Source organism: Myxococcales bacterium (genome assembly GCA_016703425.1).
GTDB lineage: Bacteria > Myxococcota_A > Polyangia > Polyangiales > Polyangiaceae > JADJCA01.
The window spans coordinates 540,243-560,124 of record JADJCA010000001.1 but is presented as its reverse complement, the minus strand read 5'-3'; the positions used below and the strand labels follow the sequence as shown (position 1 = coordinate 560,124).

At 70.7% G+C, this 19,882-nt stretch carries 13 protein-coding genes and 6 pseudogenes; 6 read left to right on the top strand and 13 right to left on the bottom strand.

Going from position 1 to position 19,882, the window contains the following annotated elements; translation table 11 throughout:
- Positions 1-42: 42 nt before the first annotated feature.
- The 6 genes and pseudogenes from pbpC to IPG50_02405 form a co-directional block, all read right to left on the bottom strand.
- Positions 43-2,973 carry a penicillin-binding protein 1C gene (gene pbpC / locus IPG50_02430; protein MBK6691052.1) on the bottom strand — a complete coding sequence of 977 codons (2,931 nt, stop codon included), beginning with the start codon at positions 2,971-2,973 and terminating at the stop codon, positions 43-45.
- 766 nt (positions 2,974-3,739) lie between these two features.
- Positions 3,740-4,468, bottom strand: a pseudogene (locus tag IPG50_02425) (hypothetical protein).
- Between the two features lie 345 nt (positions 4,469-4,813).
- Positions 4,814-6,007, bottom strand: a pseudogene (locus tag IPG50_02420) (hypothetical protein).
- Between the two features lie 162 nt (positions 6,008-6,169).
- Positions 6,170-6,496: pseudogene (locus IPG50_02415) on the bottom strand (hypothetical protein).
- Positions 6,473-7,786, bottom strand: a pseudogene (locus tag IPG50_02410) (hypothetical protein). The pseudogenes IPG50_02415 and IPG50_02410 overlap by 24 nt, the downstream one beginning before the upstream one ends.
- A 12-nt stretch (positions 7,787-7,798) precedes the next feature.
- A pseudogene (locus IPG50_02405) lies at positions 7,799-8,284 on the bottom strand (Ig-like domain-containing protein).
- Between the two features lie 218 nt (positions 8,285-8,502).
- Here IPG50_02405 and typA point away from each other — a divergent pair.
- The 4 genes and pseudogenes from typA to IPG50_02385 all read left to right on the top strand — a co-directional run bounded on the left by typA (position 8,503) and on the right by IPG50_02385 (position 12,558).
- Positions 8,503-10,346, top strand: a pseudogene (typA, locus tag IPG50_02400) (translational GTPase TypA).
- 69 nt (positions 10,347-10,415) lie between these two features.
- A complete protein-coding gene (locus IPG50_02395) occupies positions 10,416-11,051 on the top strand; it encodes a tetratricopeptide repeat protein (GenBank protein MBK6691051.1) in 636 nt (211 codons plus the stop codon).
- Between the two features lie 202 nt (positions 11,052-11,253).
- Positions 11,254-11,667 carry a hypothetical protein gene (locus IPG50_02390; GenBank protein ID MBK6691050.1) on the top strand — a complete coding sequence of 138 codons (414 nt, stop codon included), beginning with the start codon at positions 11,254-11,256 and terminating at the stop codon, positions 11,665-11,667.
- A gap of 627 nt (positions 11,668-12,294) precedes the next feature.
- Positions 12,295-12,558 (top strand): hypothetical protein, encoded by a 264-nt coding sequence (locus IPG50_02385; GenBank protein ID MBK6691049.1) that lies wholly within the window; start codon positions 12,295-12,297, stop codon positions 12,556-12,558.
- Between the two features lie 54 nt (positions 12,559-12,612).
- Here the strand turns inward: IPG50_02385 and IPG50_02380 are convergent, their stop codons facing one another.
- From IPG50_02380 to IPG50_02350, 7 genes are all read right to left on the bottom strand, one after another.
- Complete coding sequence (locus IPG50_02380; protein ID MBK6691048.1) at positions 12,613-12,927, bottom strand: hypothetical protein; 315 nt, start codon at positions 12,925-12,927, stop codon at positions 12,613-12,615.
- 86 nt (positions 12,928-13,013) lie between these two features.
- Entirely contained in the window at positions 13,014-14,213 is a 1,200-nt protein-coding gene (locus tag IPG50_02375) for an aspartate kinase (GenBank protein ID MBK6691047.1), read from the bottom strand.
- 81 nt (positions 14,214-14,294) lie between these two features.
- The gene (locus IPG50_02370; GenBank protein MBK6691046.1) at positions 14,295-15,092 is read right to left on the bottom strand and encodes a hypothetical protein; all 798 of its coding nucleotides are present in this window, start codon (positions 15,090-15,092) and stop codon (positions 14,295-14,297) included.
- A 76-nt stretch (positions 15,093-15,168) separates the two neighbouring features.
- Positions 15,169-15,333: a hypothetical protein gene (locus IPG50_02365; GenBank protein MBK6691045.1), complete on the bottom strand. Its 165-nt coding sequence runs from the start codon at positions 15,331-15,333 to the stop codon at positions 15,169-15,171.
- Complete coding sequence (locus IPG50_02360) at positions 15,299-16,060, bottom strand: hypothetical protein (protein MBK6691044.1); 762 nt, start codon at positions 16,058-16,060, stop codon at positions 15,299-15,301. Before IPG50_02360 ends, IPG50_02365 begins: the two co-directional genes overlap by 35 nt.
- Before the next feature lie 59 nt (positions 16,061-16,119).
- Entirely contained in the window at positions 16,120-16,692 is a 573-nt protein-coding gene (locus tag IPG50_02355; protein MBK6691043.1) for a hypothetical protein, read from the bottom strand.
- 76 nt (positions 16,693-16,768) lie between these two features.
- Positions 16,769-18,007, bottom strand: a complete 1,239-nt coding sequence (locus IPG50_02350) for a hypothetical protein (GenBank protein MBK6691042.1) — start codon at positions 18,005-18,007, stop codon at positions 16,769-16,771.
- A 49-nt stretch (positions 18,008-18,056) separates the two neighbouring features.
- Here IPG50_02350 and IPG50_02345 point away from each other — a divergent pair, with 49 nt between their 5' ends.
- Positions 18,057-19,058, top strand: a complete 1,002-nt coding sequence (locus IPG50_02345; protein ID MBK6691041.1) for a RimK family alpha-L-glutamate ligase — start codon at positions 18,057-18,059, stop codon at positions 19,056-19,058.
- 9 nt (positions 19,059-19,067) lie between these two features.
- Complete coding sequence (locus IPG50_02340) at positions 19,068-19,850, top strand: enoyl-CoA hydratase/isomerase family protein (protein MBK6691040.1); 783 nt, start codon at positions 19,068-19,070, stop codon at positions 19,848-19,850.
- Positions 19,851-19,882: the final 32 nt, after the last annotated feature.

The window sequence follows — 19,882 nt, the reverse complement described above, 5'->3', positions numbered from 1 at the left end:
ACCGCAAGGGCCCACGCGCGGCTCCCGCAGCGCGAGCGTGTCTCAGTCGACCACGACCTCGACCGGCTCGCTTCGACCGCCACGGGCCTCGGCGATCAGCGTGTGACGACCCGGCGACGGTACCCACGGGAGCGGCTCGCCGGCCTTCGCGGCGGCGACCTCGCGACCATCGACGAGGAGCACCACTTGGGCGCGAGGCTCGGCGACGACACGCACGGCGATGGTGGATGGGCGGTCCGGCGCGAGGTAGTAGTGTGCGTCGCGGGCCGGGTGCTCGATGCGGACGGCCGCTTCCCTGCTGGTCGCGTGGTCGCGTAAGGCGCCGCACGGCGCGGCGTGCTCCGGCATGAGGGGCCGCTTCGCTCCCCGCGCCCAGTCGAGGAACTCGGCGGGGTAGTCCTCGAAGACGCGCCGCTCCACGCTCCGAGCATCGCAGGCGCTGGTGGCGAGGCGCCCGGTCTTGGTCTCGACGAGCGCCGTTGTGTGCATTGTGCACGACGTGCGCTCGTGATCCTTGGGCAACCACTCGCGAACGGCGTGAGGACACTCGGGCGTTTTGGCCTTGCCCGAGAGCGCGCACACGTGTGCTTGAATCAGCCCGTCCGGCGCAGCGACGTCGGCGTCGTTGCTGGGAAGTCGAGCGTGTGCGGCGGTGAGCGTGTCTCTCAGGATCGGTCCAGCCCCGGCGATGCCGCTCACGTCGTGCATGCTTGTGCCATCGAAGTTTCCGGCCCACACGGCCGCCGTGACGCGCGCCGTAAAGCCCACGGCCCAGTTGTCGCGGAACCCCTTCGATGTGCCGGTCTTGACGGCCGCGCGGAACGGCAGCTCGAGCACGTTGCGCTCGCCGAAGGCCGGCATGCGCGCCTCGCGATCGGCCAGCATGTCGGAGACGAGCCACGCGCTCGCAGGAGAGAGCACGCGCGCGCCGTCGTCAGCCTCGGCGGCCGGCGGCGCCGAGTTCGTCGGGGCGCGCTCGCTCGCGAGGCCGTGCAGCCGCAGCGTGCGCCCGCCGCGTGCGAGCGCCGCGTACGCGCGCGCCAGCTCGAGGAGCGTGACGTCGCCGTCACCGAGGGCGAGCGCCTCCCCGTAGTGCTCGGGGCTCTCCGGTAGCGAGAAGCCCGCGCTGCGGAGCTCGGTTAGAAACGCGCCGACGCCCACGCGCGTGATGAGCGAAACGGCGGGCACGTTGAGCGAGCTCGCGAGGGCGACGCGGGCGCGCACCGGACCGCGGAACTTCCCGTCGTAGTTGTGCGGCACGAAGGCGCCGGCGCCGATGGGCACCGTGAGCGGCACGTCTGCGAGGAGCGACGCCGCGTCGATTTCGCCGCGGTCAAGCGCGAGGCCGTAGAGGAACGGCTTGAGCGTCGAGCCGGCTTGACGCCGGGCGCGGACGCCGTCGTTGCCGCCCAAGGCGCGCTCATTGAAAGCGTCGGGTGAGCCTACGTAGGCGAGGATCTCGCCGCGCTCGTTGTCAATGACAAGGGCGGCCGCCGCCGTGACACCTTTCGCGGCCACGTGGCGCAGGTTGGCGCGGACCGCTTGCTCCACCTCGAGTTGCAGCGAGGCGTCGAGCGTGGTGAGGACGGTTCCCGTCGTCCCGATACTGCCGGGGGGAACGCGCCCGTCATCGAGGGAGCCCCTCAGCACCGCGGAGACAAAGTGGATGGCCGCCGGGGCGACGCCACGCCCGAGAGGTCGCGTCGGCTCAGCGGCGGCCAGCGTGTGCTCGTTCTCCGAGACAAGCCCGAAGGCGCGCATGCGCTCCAGCACCACGAGGCGCCGCGCGGCGAGTCGCGGCATGTGGCGCGCCGGATCGTAATACGCCGGGCCGCGCGGCAGCGCCGCCAACATGGCCGCCTCGCCGGCCGTCAGCGCCCGCGGCTCTTTGTCGAAGTGGTGCCGCGCCGCGGCCCCGAGGCCTCGCACGTCGGGGCCAAAGGGGGCGCGGTTCGCGTATTCGGTGACAATCCGGTCCTTGCTGAGCCACGCGTCGAGCTTCAGCGCGAGCAGCACCTCGCCGGCCTTTCCGACGACGTTTCGCCGATGGGGCCGGACGAGCCGCGCGAGCTGCATGGTCAAGGTCGAGGCCCCCGAGACGATGCGCCCGCGCCACACGCTCATCGCCGCGGCGCGCATCACCGACGCGGGATCCACGCCCGCGTGACCGTAGAAGCGCCGATCCTCGGCGGCGATGAGCGCCAGCGCGGCGGTGGCGCCGAGGTCGCCCTCGCGCAGCGGCATGGCGCGCGTGTGATCGTCGGCGCGGACCTCTCGGAGCAGGCGGCCGTTGCGGTCGAGGACGCGCAAGGAGCGTCGGTTCGGCGCGTCGCCGGCGGGCTCACGGAGCTCCTCCGGCAGCGGCGTCATGGCGGCCGCGAACGAGAGCGCGGCCGCCGCCAGGCTGAGCGCGAGGAGCGCCCGCCGCGCGGCGCGCCACGCTCGTGGGAAGCGTGCGGCGAGGGTCTCGAGTCCGACGCGGCTCATCGGACCTCGAACACCTGCCCCGCCGTGCGGCCGAAGACCTCGGGCTCGTACATGCACTCCGCACGCGTAGCGGGCACCACGAAAGCGCCCCCGCGAGGTGGCCCGGGCCAGGTACCGGTAGTGGTAGATGCCCGCCGCCATGTCCTCCACGAACGTGAGCACCTTGTCATCGTGAACCTCGCGGTGGAACGGCGCCGTCAGCTCGCCGCGGCCGTTGGCGCGCTCGTCCTCCTCGTCCTGATCGTCGCCATCTCGGCTTGGTCCGCTGGAGACGAGCGCCGCCGCTCGCGACGAGGTGCGAAGCCGCGTGTCGATGGCCTCGAGGCCGCCCGGCAGCGGATCGTCGAGGACGACCTGAGTGCGTGGCGTGGCCGTGACGAGGTAGAGGTCCACGAGCACGAGATCGCCGGCGTTGACGCTCGTCGCGGACGACGGCGCCGCCGTGAGGAGCGCCGCTTCGATCTGGTCCGGCTTGACGGCGCGCATCGTCTTCTTCACGAAGAGGCCGCGGTCGAGCGAGTCGCGTGGCAGATCGGTGCGCGCGTAGCGGAGGCGCGCCTCGTAAAAGAGTCGCCCGCTGCCGAGCGCTTGGAACGTCAAGGCCGTCCCGGGGCCCGCCATGAGCGAGCGCGCGGGGACGTTGGCCACGACCGCCGTGGCGCTCTCGAAGTGGTTCTCGTGAAGGAGCGTCTCGCCGAGGAACACGCGGGCGTCGAAGTCGATGGGCGCCCCTTCCTGCGCCTTTCGGTAGGTGTCGAGCGCCACGAGCGCGAAGCTCGCCCCTCCTGCGTGGACCGGAACGCCGCCCCCTCGCGGAGACCGACGAGGCCGCGCGCGAGGCGCCCGCCGAGGGGTGGTTCGGCTCGGCCGTGACGAGGGCGCGGAGCACCAGCGCCGTGGTGCGCGCGTCCGAGTCGAGCAGCGGCGCGTATTCGCCGCCCACGTTGGTCGCGACGACGGCGCCAGCGGGCGTGATTCGGATGTGGTTGTCGAGATCGCGGAAGAGCTCCTTCATGATCTCCGCGCGCGGCACGCCGCTCTGCGGACCGTCTTTCGGCGCGATGGCGTACGCGTGCGCGAGCAGGGCGCGGGCGAAGAGCGGCATCTTCTGTCGCTCGCCGTAGAGCTCGGTCATGAGCCCGCCGTCGGGCCGTTGGCTGACGGCGAGGACGTCGGCGATGAACGCGCTCTGGGCCAGGCCGAGCTTGCTCTTGCGCTCCCGCGACAGCGTGTGCAACGCCTGGAGCGCGGCGTCGAGGGCGTCGCTCGGCACGGCGTGGCCCCGCTTCTTTGCGTCGGTGAGGGCCCACGTTACGTAGGCCGTGAGCCACGCATCGCCGGAGCCCGAGTCGGTCCAGTACCCGAAGGTGCCGTCGGGTTTCTGCGACTTGAGGATTCGGCCGATGGTGTCGGCGATGGTCCGGGGCGCGTCTTTCGGCGCCGGTGCGCCGACGAAGGGCAAGAGGTCGGCGGCGAGGACGTACGGCACGAGGCGACTCGTGAGCTGCTCGGTGCAGCCGTACGGGTATTCGAGGACTTGTTTGACGGCGCCGTCGAGGCCCACGAGCGCGCTCGATGAGAGCGGGACCTCGAGGCCGCCCACGTCGGGCCGGATGGACCGGAGGTCGCCGAGCTGCTCGGCGCTCGCCGTGTCGGTGACGCCGGCCAGCGCGACGGCTTCCATGGTGGTCGGAACGCTGACGGTCTTCGTAAGCCGGAGCGCGTCGCTCTCGCGCTCCGCGCTTGCGCGAAAGTTCAATGTCGCCGTCCCAGCAGAGGACGGCTTGAAGCGGAACTTCACCTCCGCTTGGCCCGACGCTTCGAGCGAGACGCGTTGCTTGAGGTCGCCCTCCACGTCGATGCCGGAAGCCTCCAGCGAAACATCCGCCACCGTCTTGCCCAAGCCCTTGGTCGTGACGATGACGCCCGCCTCGACGACGTCGCCGGTGCGGAAGAATCGCGGGAGGGCGGGCCGGAGCATGAGCCTTCGGCTCGTGATGACTTGCGTGTCGCCGAAGCCGAAGCGATCGCCGGGGTCGGCGACGACGGCCATGATGCGGTACGTCGTGAGCGCGTCGGGCAACTTGAAGCGCACCTTCGCGCGTCCCTTGTCGACCAGGAGCGAGGGCTCGAAGAACGCCGTGGAGCGGAAGTCGGCGCGCATGCCCTCGCCGCCGCCGCCCCCGTCGGCGCCCTTGTCCTCGCCAGGGCGCGCCGGCGACAGGCGAAAGATGCGAGCCAAGTCGTCGCGGTTCTCGAGCGAGAAGACCGCCAGCGGGCGCTGCGCTCCGAAGGTCGGCAAGGGATCGGGCGTCTTGTAGCCGGTGAGCATCAACACGCCTTCATCGACGGCGTAGACCGTGGCGTTGGCGCGCACCGGCTCGCCGCGGCGGTTGGTCACGCTCACGTCGACCTCGATCTCCTGGCCCGGGCGCAACTCCTTCTGCGACGGGGTGAGCTGCACCTTGAGGCGGCGGTCGTCGGGCCGAATCGCGAGCGTGGCGTAACCGAGTCGGAAGGCCGGCGCGCCGACGTCGGCGCCTTTGAGCGGTCGATCCTTCGTGCGGCCCCGCACCAGGTGCACGCCCACGAAGACGTTGGGGTACATCTCGGCGGTGACCGGCACCTTGACCGTCGGCGTGGGGCCGCGCAGCGTCCGGCGCTCGGTCTTCGTGATGCCGGCGCGCTCGAGTGTGACGAGCGCTTCCGCCTCCGGGTACGGGTTTTTGACCAGGATCGTCGCGACGTCGCCGACGTCGTAGCTCGCCTTGTCCGAGACGAGCTCGAGCTGGGAGCCATCGGTCATCCGCCAAGGCGCGCCGTTGTCCTTGCCGTCGCCGCGGCTGAGGACATAGAGCGACTGGCTCGCGCTCGCGGCGTTGCCTCGTCCGTCACGCGTCGTGGCGTGGATGACGTGGTAGCCGGCGGCCTTCGAAGTCAGCGGGCAAGCCGCGGGCGCATCGGCTTTGGTCACGACGGTGCAGCTCTCCACGGGCTCGTCGACGACGCGCGTCTCGTGGGTCACGGCCGCTTCGCCGGAGCCGCGGAGCGCCGTCTGCCAGGTCCGCCGCAAGAGCTCGAGCGTCACCTTGACGCCGGCGCGCCGCTTGCCGGTGGGCTCGATGGCGAGGACCGACGGCTCGACGCGGGCGCCTTCATCGACGAACGCGTCTTTGGGCCGCTTGAGGGCCACGTAGAACTCGGCGGGGTGGACGAGCGCGCTCGCCTCCGCGGCCACCGACTGGCGCGTCAAGTCCTGCACCTCGCCTTCGATGCTCAAGGTCTCGGTGCCGCGCTGCCCCACGAGGGTGAGCGGCACCGACGCTGCGTGTTCACCCTTCGCGCCGAGCTCGCCTTCGCTCGAGTGAATCTGCTCGGCGTGCGAGGTCGTGTTCGGTTGATCGCGGAGGAACGTGTCGTCGGTCCACGAGAAGGTCTCCGGTTCGGCTTCTTCGCCCAGCGGGAGCGAGAAGTAGCCGGGCCCGCGCCTTATCGCGAGGCGGCCCTTGCCGCCCTTCATGGGCGCACCGAACAGGTAGTCGCCGCGCACGACGAACCCGGCCTTGTCGCCGCGGATGAAGCTGGGGCGCTCCGGCTCCACGGCGACCTTGAACTCGCTGGCCTTGTACGCGGCGAGCTCGACGCTCACCGTCGCGACGCCGGCGCCGTCGTCGCCCTTGTCGGAAGGGCCGCGCGAGAGCTCAGCGCGGACCTCGAAGCTCCCGAGGCGAGCCGTCGGCGGGATCGGCACGTCGACGGCGAACTCGCCGAACTCACCGAGCTGCGACGTGCTCTTCCAGACCTCGTCGCCTTGCGCCGAGAAGGCGCGAACGTCGACGCCCCTCCCCTTCGGCGTCGAGGTTCCGCGGGGGGTCTGGAGGCGGAAGAGACCCTTGGTGCGGATGGTCTCGCCGGGCCGGTAGACGCCGCGATCGGCGAACACGAAGCCCATCGGATCGAGCCTCCCCGATGGATCGGTGTGGCTCGCGTATTGCCATGGCGAGAGCATGTCGCGCACGTGGCGCACGGCGAGATCGTCTCCGAGGCGTGCGAAGAGCAGCGGCTCGTCGTCGTCGGCCCGGTGCCGCGGCGGCGCTGGATCAAAGCGCTCGGCGGGGATCGCGACGAGTCCGTCCTTGTCGGTGGCCCCGGCGAAGGCCTCGTCGCCGGAGGCGCGGCGGACCGTGACCGTCGCGCCCGCGATGGGCTTGCCGGTCGTGAGGCTCGTCACCCAAACGAGGCTTCCGAAGCGGCTCATCTTGGCGCTGATGCCGAGGTCGGTGCTGGCGAGCGTGTGGATGCGTTCGATGTTGTTTCGGTTGCGGCCGCCTTTCGCCCGGAGGCCGAAGGCGAAGAGGCCGCGGTCCGTGGAGCGGCCGAGCGTCTTGGCCAAATCGAGCGCGAAGACGTGGCGCGCGTTCGGCGCCGCGCCGGGGGCGACGCTGGTTTGCTTGGCGCCGGTTCCGAGGAGCGAGGGGTAGCCTTGGCTCCCGCGCCGCCGCCTCGTCGCCACCCACTTCGCGTAGCTCGCTTCGTCGAACGCGACCGCGGCCAGCTCGATCTCCTTCACGTTGACGCTGGCGATGGGGATCGCCGGCGGCGCCTTCTTCGGCGCGTCGAAGACCGTCCCCGCGAGGCCAACCTCGACCTCGGGCCACTCGTCGTCGGTCTCCATCGTGAACGATTGATCGCTCGCGAGCGCCTGCCCGAACTCGTCTTTGAGCCCGGCCTTCACCGTGACGCGGTACGAGCGGGCTGGCCCGAGGCGCGCCGGCAGGTGCACGCTCGAGGTGAGGTCTCGGTCGTCGCCGCTCCGCAGGCGTGCGCCCCAATCGAGCCGCGTCGCGGGCTCCACGACGACGCTGCGCGCGAAGTCGCGGAGGCGGACGCGGTTCTTGAGCTCCACGCGAAAGCCGTCGCGGGCCGAACACTTCTTGTTGGGCGTGTCCTTGTAACAGTCGACGGCGTCGACGCGCTGGGGGCCAAAGGTGCGGAGCGCCACGCTCACGGCGTGGTCCGTCGGCAGCGGTCCTTCCGTGCCGCGAAGCTCGGCGGAGCCGGTGAGCGTGACGTCGGCGTCGAGCGGCAACGGCGACGCCGGGAGCACCTGCACGCGCGTCGGCACATCGGCCTTCGGGTACGAGGCCTTGACCTTGATGGCTGCGCGCTTCGTGTTGGGGAGCTCGAAGCGCAGCTCCTTCTCGAGCGTCGCCAAGGCCACCGGCTGGTTGAAGAGGAGCTCGATGGGGGCCGAGGGCAACAGATGTTGAAAGCCCGACGCCGGTTGGCTCGACACCATGTGCGGACGCGGCGTCGAGAACTCGACGACGTGCGCCGCCGCGAGCGTCGAGCCGTCGAGGGCGCGCGTGCCGGCGGGCACCGTGACGCGGTACTTCGTCGCGCGAGCCAGGGGCTCCGAAGGGGCGAAGGTCAAGGCCGAGGTGCCGAGCCACTTCCACTCGCCTCGCGGCGAGCGGCCCTCGACGGCCACGAGGGTCGCTGGCGGAGCGCTCTCGGTGCCGGCCAGCTCGAGGGGGCGCATGGGGCGGCTGAAGAGGATGTTCACCTCGGACGGCTCCTCGGTCTCCCCCTCGGGAGAGGCGTGAGCGACCCGGAAGGGCCCGTCGACCTTGGTGCCCTTGTCCGCTGCGCCGAGGCCCAGCGTGCGCTGCGGCGCCACGACGGGGGGCCTGGGGCCCGAGAGGCACGAGAGGCCCAGGGCCGCCAGCAGCGCCAGCTCGATTCGGGGCGAACGCCGCGTCGTCACCGCCAAAAACGGTGCCTTGAGGTTCCACATGGGCTGCTCGTACGTCGCCTTTCTCCTCGCGAAAAGCGCGAAGAACGAGGCCCGATGGCCGGGACCTCGGGCCGCGCGCGACCTAGGCCGGAACCGCCGGACGCGTCGCCTCGCACGCCGCCTCACGACAGAACGCCGTCCCCTCCCCGACCGATTCCCACCACCCAGGGCGTACGTGGGCGGCCCTTGGACGCTTTTGTGCTATTGAGCGCCCCAGAATGCCCTTGGACCTTCGCAACGTCGCCATCGTCGCCCACGTCGACCATGGCAAGACCACCCTCGTCGACGCCATGCTCAGCAGGCGGGGACCTTCCGTGACAACGAGCAGGTCCAAGAGCGGGTCATGGACTCGAACGACCTCGAGCGAGAGCGGGGCATCACCATCCTCGCCAAGCACACCTCGGTGCGCTGGCAGGGCACCAAGATCAACATCGTCGACACCCCAGGCCACGCCGACTTCGGCGGCGAGGTCGAGCGCACCCTCTTGATGGCCGACGGCGCCTTGCTGTTGGTCGACGCGGCCGAGGGGCCCCTCCCGCAGACGCGCTTCGTGCTCCGCAAGTGCCTCGAGTTGGGCTTCCCCATCATCGTGGTCATCAACAAAATCGACCGCGCCGACGCCCGCCCCAACGACGTCCTGAACGAGGTCTTCGACCTCTTCTGCGATCTCGGCGCCAACGACGCCCAGCTCGACTTCCCCGTCGTCTACGCCATCGGCCGTCAGGGCATCGCCAAGTCTTCCCTGGAAGACACGTCGACCAACTTGGAGCCGCTCTTCAAGCTCATCATCGACCGCGTCCCGCAGGCGCCCGGCGACCCCGACGCCCCGGTGCAGGTCCTCGTCAACAACCTCGATCACGACGACTACGTCGGCCGTCTCGCCGTCGGCCGCGTCGTGTCGGGTCGCGTGAAGGCCAACATGCCCGTCGCCGTCTTGAAGGACGGCCTCGTCATCAAGGGCGCCATCAAGGTGCTCTCGACCTTCGAAGGCCTGAAGCGCACGCCCATGCCCGAGGCCGCCGCCGGCGAAATCGTCGCCATCGCGGGCATCGAAGAGGTCTACGTCGGCGACACCATCGTCGACCTGACGCCCGGCTGGGAATCGCGAGCGTTGCCGCGCATCCACGTCGAGCAGCCGACCTTGAAGATGCGCGTCGGCGTCAACACGTCGCCCTTCGCCGGTCGCTGCAAGCAGTCCAAATACCTCACGAGCCGTCAGCTTCGCGAGCGCCTCGAGCGCGAGGTCCGCAAGAACCTCGCCTTGCGCTTCGAAGAGACCGACAGCCCCGACACCTTCGTGGTCTTTGGCCGCGGCGAGCTCCAGCTCGCGATCCTCATCGAGACGATGCGGCGCGAAGGTTACGAGATGCAGCTCGGCAACCCCGAGGTCGTCACCAAGGTCGAAGACGGCGTCTCCATGGAGCCCGTCGAGCTCGTCGTCGTCGACGTCCCCGACAACTTCATCGGCGTCGTGACCACGCGCCTCGGCGAGCGCCGCGGCCGCATGATCAAGATGTCGAACCCCGGCTACGGCCGCGCGCGCCTCGAGTTCCGCGTGCCCAGCCGAGGCCTCATCGGCTTCCGCGGAGAGTTTCTCACCTCGACGCGCGGCATGGGCCTCTTGAACACGCTCTTCGACGGCTGGGAGCCCTGGGGCGGCACCATGATGAAGCGCCAAACGGGCGCCCTCGTCGCCGATCGCGAAGGCGTCACGACGCCCTACGCGCTCCATCACCTGCAGCAGCGCGGCATCTTCTTCGTGTCACCCGGCGCGGGCGTCTACGAAGGCATGATCATCGGCGAGCACAACCGGCCCAACGACGCCGACGTGAACGCCATCCGCGAGAAGAAGCTCACCAACGTGCGCAACCACGGCAAAGACGAGAACGTCGCTCTCGACGTCCCGCGCACGCTGACCATCGAGACGGCCATGGAATGGATCGACGCCGACGAGCTCGTCGAGGTCACGCCCGAGGCGGTCCGCGTGCGGAAGCAGATCCTGAAGATCAACCTCCGGCCTCGCCGTGAAGACGCCATCGCGGAAGCGCAGAGCGTCGGCTAGGTTCGGCGCAGAGCGGCGCCGCACGGGAATGGACGCGTCCTCACCTTGCACGGGCCATTGAGGCGCGTCATGAGGCGGTCGCGTCTGCTTGCGCTCCAGGTGTCCGCCGTCGTCTCCGTGGTCGCCCTCGTCTTCGCAGGCGAGGCGCGAGCGTCGTCGGTCGACGAGCTCATCGCGTCGGCGGAGCGCCAGATCGCGCAGGGCAACGAGGACGTGGCGCTGCGGCGCTACACCGACGCGGTGACGCTCGATCGAAGCTGCGAGCGCTGCTACCTGGGCCTCGGCGCCCTCCGTGAGAAGCGCGGCGACTTCACCGAAGCGCTCCGCGTGTACACGGTCGGCCTGGCGAACCGAGCCGAAGGCGCAAAGCTTCGCATCGCGCGCGCCGGCGCCCTGTGGCGCGTGGGCCAGCGCGAAGAAGCGGTGAAGGAGCTCGAGGAAGCGGCGGCGCGCGGCGGCGGCGTCGACGCGCTACGGGCGCTGGCGGCGCGGTACCGCGAGCTCAAGCGCGTGCCCGCCGAGTTGGCGGTCGTGAGACGCATCGCGCGCATCGCGGAGCGTGACGGCAACGAGGCGCTCAAACAGGAAATGAGCGTCCTCGGAGCGGCGCTGTCGCTCGTCGCGTCGTCGCTCGACCCGGTGGGGCACCCCGAGGCGCCCGACGCGGCGCGGCGAGCGCTCGCGAGGGCGGCGGCGGGGCGGTGATGCGCGCGGCAGGGCGCGCGACCTCAACGATCGCCTCTCAAACGGACTACGACGTTCGCATGCGCATCGCGGTAACCTCACTCGATGGGACGATCAACCCTGGTGCGTGTTCGTACACAATTGAGCTGCATCCCTATGCCGTCCCCGCGGGCGGCTTGACCATCTGGGAGGCCTGGGTGGTGCACTCGCAGGGGGAGCCGTGATGCGCGGCGCCCTTGCCGGGCTGTTCGCTGCCCTCGCGTGCGCGAGCGCAGCGGCGTGTGCCGCCCGGCTCGACGATGCTGGGGGGAACCCGCCGGCCGGCACTGACGCAGGTTCAGAGGCCGGCGTGGCGTGCGCGGCGTTCGCCCCAAGCCAATGTCCAGCGGAGTGCGTGCTGCGCCGGGGCTATACCCTTGCCGTTGACGCCTCCTGCGGCAATCGCGTCGACTTCATCTGCGCCTACGCGGAGCAGGGGGCCACGCTCGCCAGCGATTGTCGCGTCAACGATGCGGGCGCGATCCTTGTGCTGAACGAAGGGGCCCCCGCCGAGCTGCCCGCCGCGTGGCAAGCGCGTTGCACTAGGGAAATGATGGACCGCGCGTTTCACGTGACGATGTGCGATGGGGGTAACTGAAGCTTGGGTCATGCATTCGCAGGGGGAGCCGTGATGCGCGGCGCGCATATCGTCGGCCTTTGGCTGGGGCTCGCGAGCGTACTCGGCGTCGGATGCGCCGCGCGCCTCGACGCGGTCGACGGGGGCGTCGTTGATGCGTCCACGGATGTTGCCGTGGATCCGTCTCCGTGCCTTGCGTATGGATCCGAGAGCTGCCCCGGCTCGTGCTCGCTTCGGATCGGAACTCTGCTCGCACCGGACGCTGCCTGTCGACGGCTCGTCAAGGTTCTGTGCGTGTCCGCTGATCAGGGGACGACACTGGGCGTGGACTGCCGCGTGAACGACGCAGGGGTCGCTTTGCTCCTGAGCTCCGGCGCGCCGCGTGAGCTGTCCGCCGAGTGGGAAGTCCGGTGCTCGCCCGAGCTTGCGGAGCGAGCCGCCCGGGCGACCTTGTGTGACGGGGGCTAGCTCGTGAAGGTCGCCACCGCCGCGTGGGCCGCGGGGCTGCGCGTGTGACGCGGGCCGCTAAGCGCCGAAGCGCGCACGCGATTCCTGGCGCCACCTGCGGGGGGCGGGCGAAACCGGCTGAGCTTCCGAGAATCGTAGCGCCCGAGGGAATGCCGGGGGCCGCGCGGACGTCGAAGGTCCATGCGCCGTGCCGGGGCCACGCTTGCGCTCGCCGCACTCGCGTTCTTTGCGACCGGATGCGGATGTGCGACCGACGAGGCCCTCGTCCACGAGGCACGTCTGCGCGCCTCGACGGTTCTCGGGTGCGACTACGACGACATCGAGACGCGCAGCGCCACGCAGCGGTACAGCGGTCGCGACCGCGTCGCGGTCCTCGCCGCCGGGTGCGGGCGCGCCGTTACGGTTCGTTGCTTCGAATCCGGGTGCTCATGGGACTGTCGCTGAGCGTCGACCGCACGTTGGTGCGCGCTGCGTTGCGCGAGCGACCGAGCGCGGGCTCTACCGTGTCGTGACCGTGCCGTCGGCGAGCGCCTCGATGACCGTTGTGCGCAGTTTGGTTCCTCGGAGCGTCGCTCGCCGTTGTGTGATCGCGAGCGCCTGGGCCATGATCACGGAAGCGCCGGTGCCCGCGCCACGGTTAGTCGGGGTGCCAGCCACCGCGGCCGACAGGGCCCAACCGGCAGGCTCCTCGACGGAAGCCGCGAGCTGGGTCAGGTAACGGCCGCCGTCGCGTGCCTTCGCCACGCCCAACTGCACCTTCACCCGAACGCCGTCGGAAAGCGGGACCGTGTGCGAGCGCGCGAGCCGAGTCATGCCGTGACCGTCGCATGGCCCTGTCGCGCTGGTCAACGGGCGCAATCGACCGTGGCGCGCTCTTGTGCATGCCGACGTCGGTGCGGCTAGATCGCGCTCACAAACCGCGCATGCAGCGCGCGCTGCGCCGCGTCGAGCGCTCCCGCAGGGATCGTCGCCGAGATGCGAAGCGGACCGCTCGTGAGAAAGCGCGGATGGGCACCCGCATCCTCGAGCGCCTTGGCGACGTTGGCGGCCTCGCCGGCGAGCTCAGCGCCCACGAGGCTCACGAGGGCGCCGTCGGTGCGGATCTCGAGGGGCGACGCGAGCCGCTCCAAGACCGCGCGCCGCTCGGCAAAGTCTGGCACGTTCGCGAGGGCCACGACCGCGTGGGCGCCGCGCTCGTCGCCGGAGAGATCGTAGAGCGCGAGGCCGCTCTCGGTGGCGGCCGCGGCGAGGCGCTGGACCGAGGCGCTGCACGTGATTTCCGCGATGTTCCCGACGCCGACGACACCGCGCACGCGCGCGTCGGACGAAGGGGCCTCCCCGGCGGCGACCGTCTCGCGCCCGGCGCCGACGGGATCGTTGGTCTTGCGCGCGAAGATGGCGATCTTCGCGCGGCGGGCCCACTCGACGGCCTGGGCGTTCAGCACCTTCGCGCCGGCCTCGGCCATCTCGCCGAGCGTGGCCAAGTCGAGCGTGGGCAGGTGCGCCGCGTCGGGCACGACGCGCGGGTCGGCGGAATAGACGCCATCGACGTCGCTGTAGATCTCACACCGCTCGGCCGACAGCGCTGCCGCGAGGGCGACGGCCGTCGTGTCGGAGCCGCCACGGCCCAGGGTCGTGATCTCGCGCCGGTAGCTCATGCCCTGGTAGCCGGCGACGATGACGATTTTGCCGCGCGCCAACTCGTCTTCGATGCGATGAGGCCGGACCTCGATGATGCGGGCGTCGAAGTGCCGATCGCTCGTGATGATCCCGGACTGGCTGCCGGTGAAGCTGATGGCTTGCTCGCCGCGGGCATGAATGGCGATGGAGAGGAGCGCCATGGAGACGCGCTCGCCGGTCGACACGAGCATGTCGAGCTCGCGGCGGGGCGCCTCGGAGGCGCCGCCGGGGCCGCCCTCGGCGACGGAGCGCGCGAGGGCGAGGAGGCTGTCTGTGGTCTTGCCCATGGCGCTGACGACGACCACGACGTCGTGCCCCGAGCGCTTGGCGGCGACGACGCGGTCCGCGACTTGTCCGAGCTTTGCGACGTCGGCGACGGAGGAGCCGCCGTATTTTTGGACGATGATGCTCACGGGCATCAATCTAGCTCAGCGCGCGACCGATGGCGTCGCGCAGCGCGGAAGGCTCCAGGGCCACGCGAGGGCCGCGGCTGAGCGGTCCTAGAGGCTCGGTACGTCGTCGCCGTCATCGACGAGCAAGTAGCGGAATTCGTCCTTGAGAAGGGGCAGCAGCTTGGCCACGCTCCCCGGCTCCATCACCTGGCAGCCTTGCGCGGGCGGCGACGCCGCCGCTTGGTGGAAGAGAATCGCGGTCGCGTAGTCGCCGCGGGCCACCGACGCGCTCTTCTCCGCGTCCGAGTACTGGTCGTCCTGATTCGTGTTCCGCCACGCAGGAATGCGGTCGGAGCCGCTCGTGGCGAGCACGTGGTACGTCAGCGCGCCGCCAATGTTGCGGCTCGCGTCGCGGAGCACGGCCCGGTAGAGACCGGGCCGGATCATGGCGACGTCACGCTTGCCGTCGGCCGTGACGTCGGGGACGGTCGTGGAGGTCTTCTCGAAGGGGTGCGTCGAAACGGGGAACACGGTCACCGTGCCGCCGGTCACGACGATCAGGGTGTCGTCGAACTTGGCGCCCACACGCGTGGCGTGCCGCACACCGTGCACGTCGCGACCGCGGATCCCAATGGCGAGATCGCCGCGCGCTGCCCCGCGCTTCTCTGCGAAGGCGAGCCATCGCTCCGCGAGGCTCACCGCCGTCGCGTCGGCCGCGTCGCTCGCGGCGCCCGCGTCCGAGGAAGGCGGCTGCGGCGCCCTAGGAGGCTCCGCCTGCGCGTCCCCGAGGGTGCGGTCGTCTTCCCCTGGCGTGACCGCGCCGTCACCTTGTTCGCCGCACGCCATGGCGAGGGTAGCCGTCAGACCGAGGAATGCCAGCCGCGGAGAGAGCGAGGGCCTCAACATCGGCGGGCAGGGTAGCGCTGGCCGACGCGAGAGGCCATGGGTCAATTGCGCCGCACGCCGGGGCCATCGGCGGGGCTCACCGCCCGTATTGCACGTGGTCGACCTCGAGGCCGCCGGACGTGTGCGTCACCTTGATGCGCTTGATGCCTGCATCATGCACGGCCCCGAAGAAGCGGTCCTCGGCGCTCGTGCTGTTGTTCGAGCCGTCACCGATCCCCGAGGTCGCGTAGCTGACCAGCACGCCACCGTCGGCGCCGAAGGCTGAGAACGTCACGGTGACGTTGCCGGAGCCGTCGGTCCAGACAAGGCCCGCATGCGTGGGCAGCGCGCCGAGCGTGGCTTCGTTGAACTGGAACTCGATGCCCGCTGTGCTGTTGCCGGTGAACCAAGAGTTGCAGCCGGGGCACGAGCCGATCGTGCCGCCGTCGCTCAGCGTCCCGTCGTCCCCGTCGACGGAGTCGATGATCGAGGCCCGAGAACGAGCTCAGGGTCGACACGCCGGAGAGCGCCGTGAGGCCGGGCTTCTTGATGCCGCCATCTTCGAGGTTGTCGAGGTGGTAGTAGCTGGTGAAAGGCACGCAGCGGAACGGACTGTCGCTCGCCTGAAGGTAAGGCGTGGGCACCACGCCGCCGCCGTCGAGCAGGACGAGCGGGACGCACGGCGGTGCGTCGGTCGCGGCGTCGAGGGCCGCGTCGGCACCGGCGTCGAGGGACGCATCGACGACCACCGTGGCGTCTTGGCCGCCGTCGGTGGTGGCCGCGCTGTCGGTCTTGCTCGCATCGACGGGGGTTCCGGCGTCGGAGCCCGCGGAGCCATCGGCCTTCGGGAGCGAGGTGTCGAGGCTCACGTCCGCGGCGCCCGCATCCACGCCGCCGCCACCATCGTCCTCCCCGCAGGCTGCGAGCAGGTGGCCACCAAGGGCCGCGGTCGATGCGAGGGCGAGAAAGGCAATGGTGCGTCGAGTCATGCGGCCTCCATGCGGCTGCGTCGCAACGGCGTCAACCGCTGGAAGGCAACCGGGGACCCTTACGCCTTCAAGAGGAGACGCGCTTTGGCGAAGCGCGCCGTGACGCCCAGCGTCCCCGGCTCGCCGGCCAGCGCTTCGAGGACGTCGAGCGCCTCCTCTTGCGTCATGTCCGTGGGCGAGACGCCGAGCTTCCCAACGGCGGCGGCCACCGTCTCGACGGCCCTCGCGTCACCAATCGTGGGCGCCAGCATTCGCGCCAAGTCCTTGGCGCGGAAGCGCGGGGGCCCCGAAGGCGGAATGGATGGCGCGCGGAGCGTCGACGACGACTCGTAGATGCGCGCGTCACCGCGCGGCCACATGGAGCGCCTCGTCGAGGAGCTCGACTCGCCCGTGGTGCCGCTCTGTGGCTCATCGGCGAAGACACGGCTTCGTTGCTTGGCCACGCGCGCCGCGACACCGACGAGGCCCGCCTCCGAGGCGAGCAAATCAAGCACCGCGTCGACCTGCGTCGCGTCGAGCAACGGGTTTTCGTAGCCGAGTCGCGTGAGCGCTCCGAGCACGACCTCGATGCTCTTCTCCTCCCCCAGCGACGGGGCGAGCGCGAGCACCAACTCTTCGCGGGCGATGGTCACCGAGGCGGACGCTCCAAGGACCCCGCAGCATACCGAAGAAAGGTCGGCCCGGCCATTTAGCCAGCTCCTTCCGTCTTCAGGCCCCGCGGCGGGGCTGGAGCGCGAGGAGGCCGAAGGCGCCGCCCACCCACAAGAGGGACCGCTGCGGATCCCAGCCAAGCGTGAGATCGCTCGCGCCGCCATCGGCGTCAGACTCGGGTTCGGGGAACTCGAGGACCAGCTCCCACCGATCTTTGGCCAGCGTCGCCAAGTACAAGCGGCCGTAGCTGAGGGCGCGCACCAGCACGAGCAAGCCGTCACCGGCTCGCGTCGCGGCGGCGATCTCGAAGCCCGTCGGCAGGAGCATGCCGAGCCGGTCGACGTCGACGCCGACCTCGAGCGGGGCCGCGTCGCTCGGCGCGAAGGACGCGCCGCCGTCGTCGCTGCGGTACGTGCCAGCGGCGGCTTGCACGAAGATGGCCGGATGGCTCGAGCGCGTCGGTCCCACGACGAGCGCTCGCCGCCCCTCTTCGGGGAGCCCCTCGGCCGCGAGCGGAACCACAGGGCCGTCGATCTCGACGCGCATCAATCGCTCGCCGAGCGCCAGCGCCCCCAGCGGCGCCGCGGCCACCAACGAGACGGGCCCGACCTCGGGCCGCACCGTCACGGGCGCCGGCTCCCAGCGCTCTCGCGCCCACGGCAGCGGCGCCTCTTCGCCGCCGAGCTTGTCGAAGAAATGCCGCTCGTCGCCTTCCCCGCCGTCGTCGGCGTCGAGCGACGGCAGATCTTCCTCGCGAAGCGCCTCGTCGGCGTCCGACGGACCTTCCTCGCCGGCGTCGCCAACGCTGGGCGCGATCTCGGCGGCGAGGTCCGTGTCCTCCGCCGGGGCGTCTTCGGTGGCGTCGTCCATGAAGCCTTCCTCGAAGTCGACGGCGTCGTTGCCGACATCGAGATCGGGCACCGACTCGGCGTCGTCGTGCTCGAGGTCGCTCTCGTTTGCGCCCGGGGCCGCGTTGAACGTCTCGCCGAGGACGGGCTCGTGCTCGTTCGTCGCGTCGTCCAACGGATCGCCCGCGTGCTCGATGAGCGCGTCGAGCTCTTCGTCCGATCGCCGCCTCGCCGCCGCTCTCGTCTTCGTCTTCGCCTTCGAGGGGCCCGTCGAGTGGGGGCAGATCGCCGGAGAGGTCGTCGGGGCGGCGCGGCAGCGGCATGGGGGACCGACTCTAGCGTGGGTGCCGCGACTTCGCGACCGCTTGCGCGAGCCGGCCCCGCCGGCGGCCGTCGGGCCGCGCTTTGCCGGGGAATTTCCCTCCAAATTCGAGATGCTTGCGCTCATGCGCCGGCTCCCCCTACCTTCGCCCTACGGCCTTCGGGTCGAGCAAAACGTGCGCCTCCTCGTCCTCTCCCGCAACGCCTCGCTCTATTCCACGAGCCGTTTGGTGCTCGCGGCGCGCTCCCGCGGCCACGACGTCACGGTCGCCGATCCGCTCGATTTTCATATCGCCGTCTCGCGCGGGCGCCCGTCGATGTTCCTCGGCGATCGGCCGGTCCCGCGCGCCGACATGGTCATTCCGCGCATCGGCGCCTCGATCACCAACTACGGCCTCGCCGTCGTGCGTCAGTTCGACATGATGGGCGTGCCGGTGATGAACACGGCCATCGCCATCGCGCGCTCCCGCGACAAGCTCCGCGCGATGCAGCTGCTCACGAAGAAGAACATCGACGTGCCGCGCACCGTCTGCGCACGAACGCCGGCGTCCGTCGACATGGCGCTCTCCTTCGTAGGAGGCACGCCGGCCATCGTGAAGCTCCAGCAAGGCGCGCAAGGCATCGGCACGATGATCGCTGAGACGCCGCAAGCGGTGACGTCGCTCTTGGAGACGCTCTGGGCCATGGGCCAGGACATCATCCTGCAGGAGTACATCGCCGAGTCGCGCGGCCGCGACTACCGCGCCATCGTCGTGGGCAACCGCGTCGTCGCGGCCATGCGCCGCCAAGCGAAGGCCGGTGAGTTTCGCTCGAACCTGCACCGCGGCGGTCTCGGCGTCCGCGTCGATCTCGATCGGCGCTTCGTCAAGGCGGCCACCATGGCCACCAAGGTCATGGGCCTGGAGGTCGCCGGCGTCGATCTCTTGGAGAGCCGCGACGGCCCGAAGATCCTCGAGATCAACAGCTCCCCCGGCCTCGAAGGCATCGAGCGCACGAGCGGCGTCGACGTCGCGGGCGCCATCGTGACCCACGCCGAGAAGCTCTTTTTGCGATGGAAGGGCCGGAAGAAGCGCGACTTCGTCATCGACGAAGAGAGGCGGACCACGCGCCTTCGCCCCAGCGAGCTCTTGGACGTGGGCTCGCCCAAGAGCCGCCTCGTGCGGCGTGCGGCGCCCTGAAGGTCCGCCATGTTGCGCGTTGAGCGTGAGGGCAACGTGGCTGTCTGGACGATGGATCGTCCCGACCAACGAAACGCTCTGAACGAAGCGATGATGACGGCCTTCGCGGACGCGCTCTCGGCGGCCGAGGCGGACCCCTCGCTCCGCGCTGTGGTGCTGACGGGCGAAGGCGGCGTCTTCTCCGCGGGCGCGGATCTCCGAGAGGCCCGCTTGGTCGTCACGCGCGAAGACGCGGCGCGCTTCTCCGACGCCGGCGAGGCGCTCTGCCGCCGCATCGAGGGCTTGCCGGTACCGGTCTTCGCGGCGCTGTCGGGCGTGGCCTTTGGCGGCGGCGCCGAGCTCGCGATGGCGTGTGACGCGCGCGTCGCCGACGCGAGCGCGCGGGTCTCGTTCAAGCACGTGCGCATGGGCGTGTGCACCTCGTGGGGCACCTTGGCGCGCCTCGTTTCGGTCGTGGGCCACGGCGCCGCGTCTCGCTTGCTCTTGACGGGCCAGGAGCTTCTGGCGCGGGAGGCGCAGGCCCTTCGCCTGGTGGACCACGTGACCGAGCAAGACGGTGACGCGCACGCCGTCGCGGCAGCGCTCGCGTGGGCCCGCGACGTCGAGCAGGGGTCGCCCTCGGCGGTGGCCGCGATGAAGCGCCTGCTCACGGCTTCGCGGCGCGCGGCCTACGACGCGCTTCGGCCGCTCGAGCGTGAGCTCTTTGCCGAGACCTGGGCCGGCGCCGATCACCAAGAAGCGGTGGCTGCCTACTTCGAGCGGCGCCCGCCGGTCTGGGAGAAGCCGGTCTGAGAGAAGCCGGTCTGGCAGAAGCGCGCGTAGCG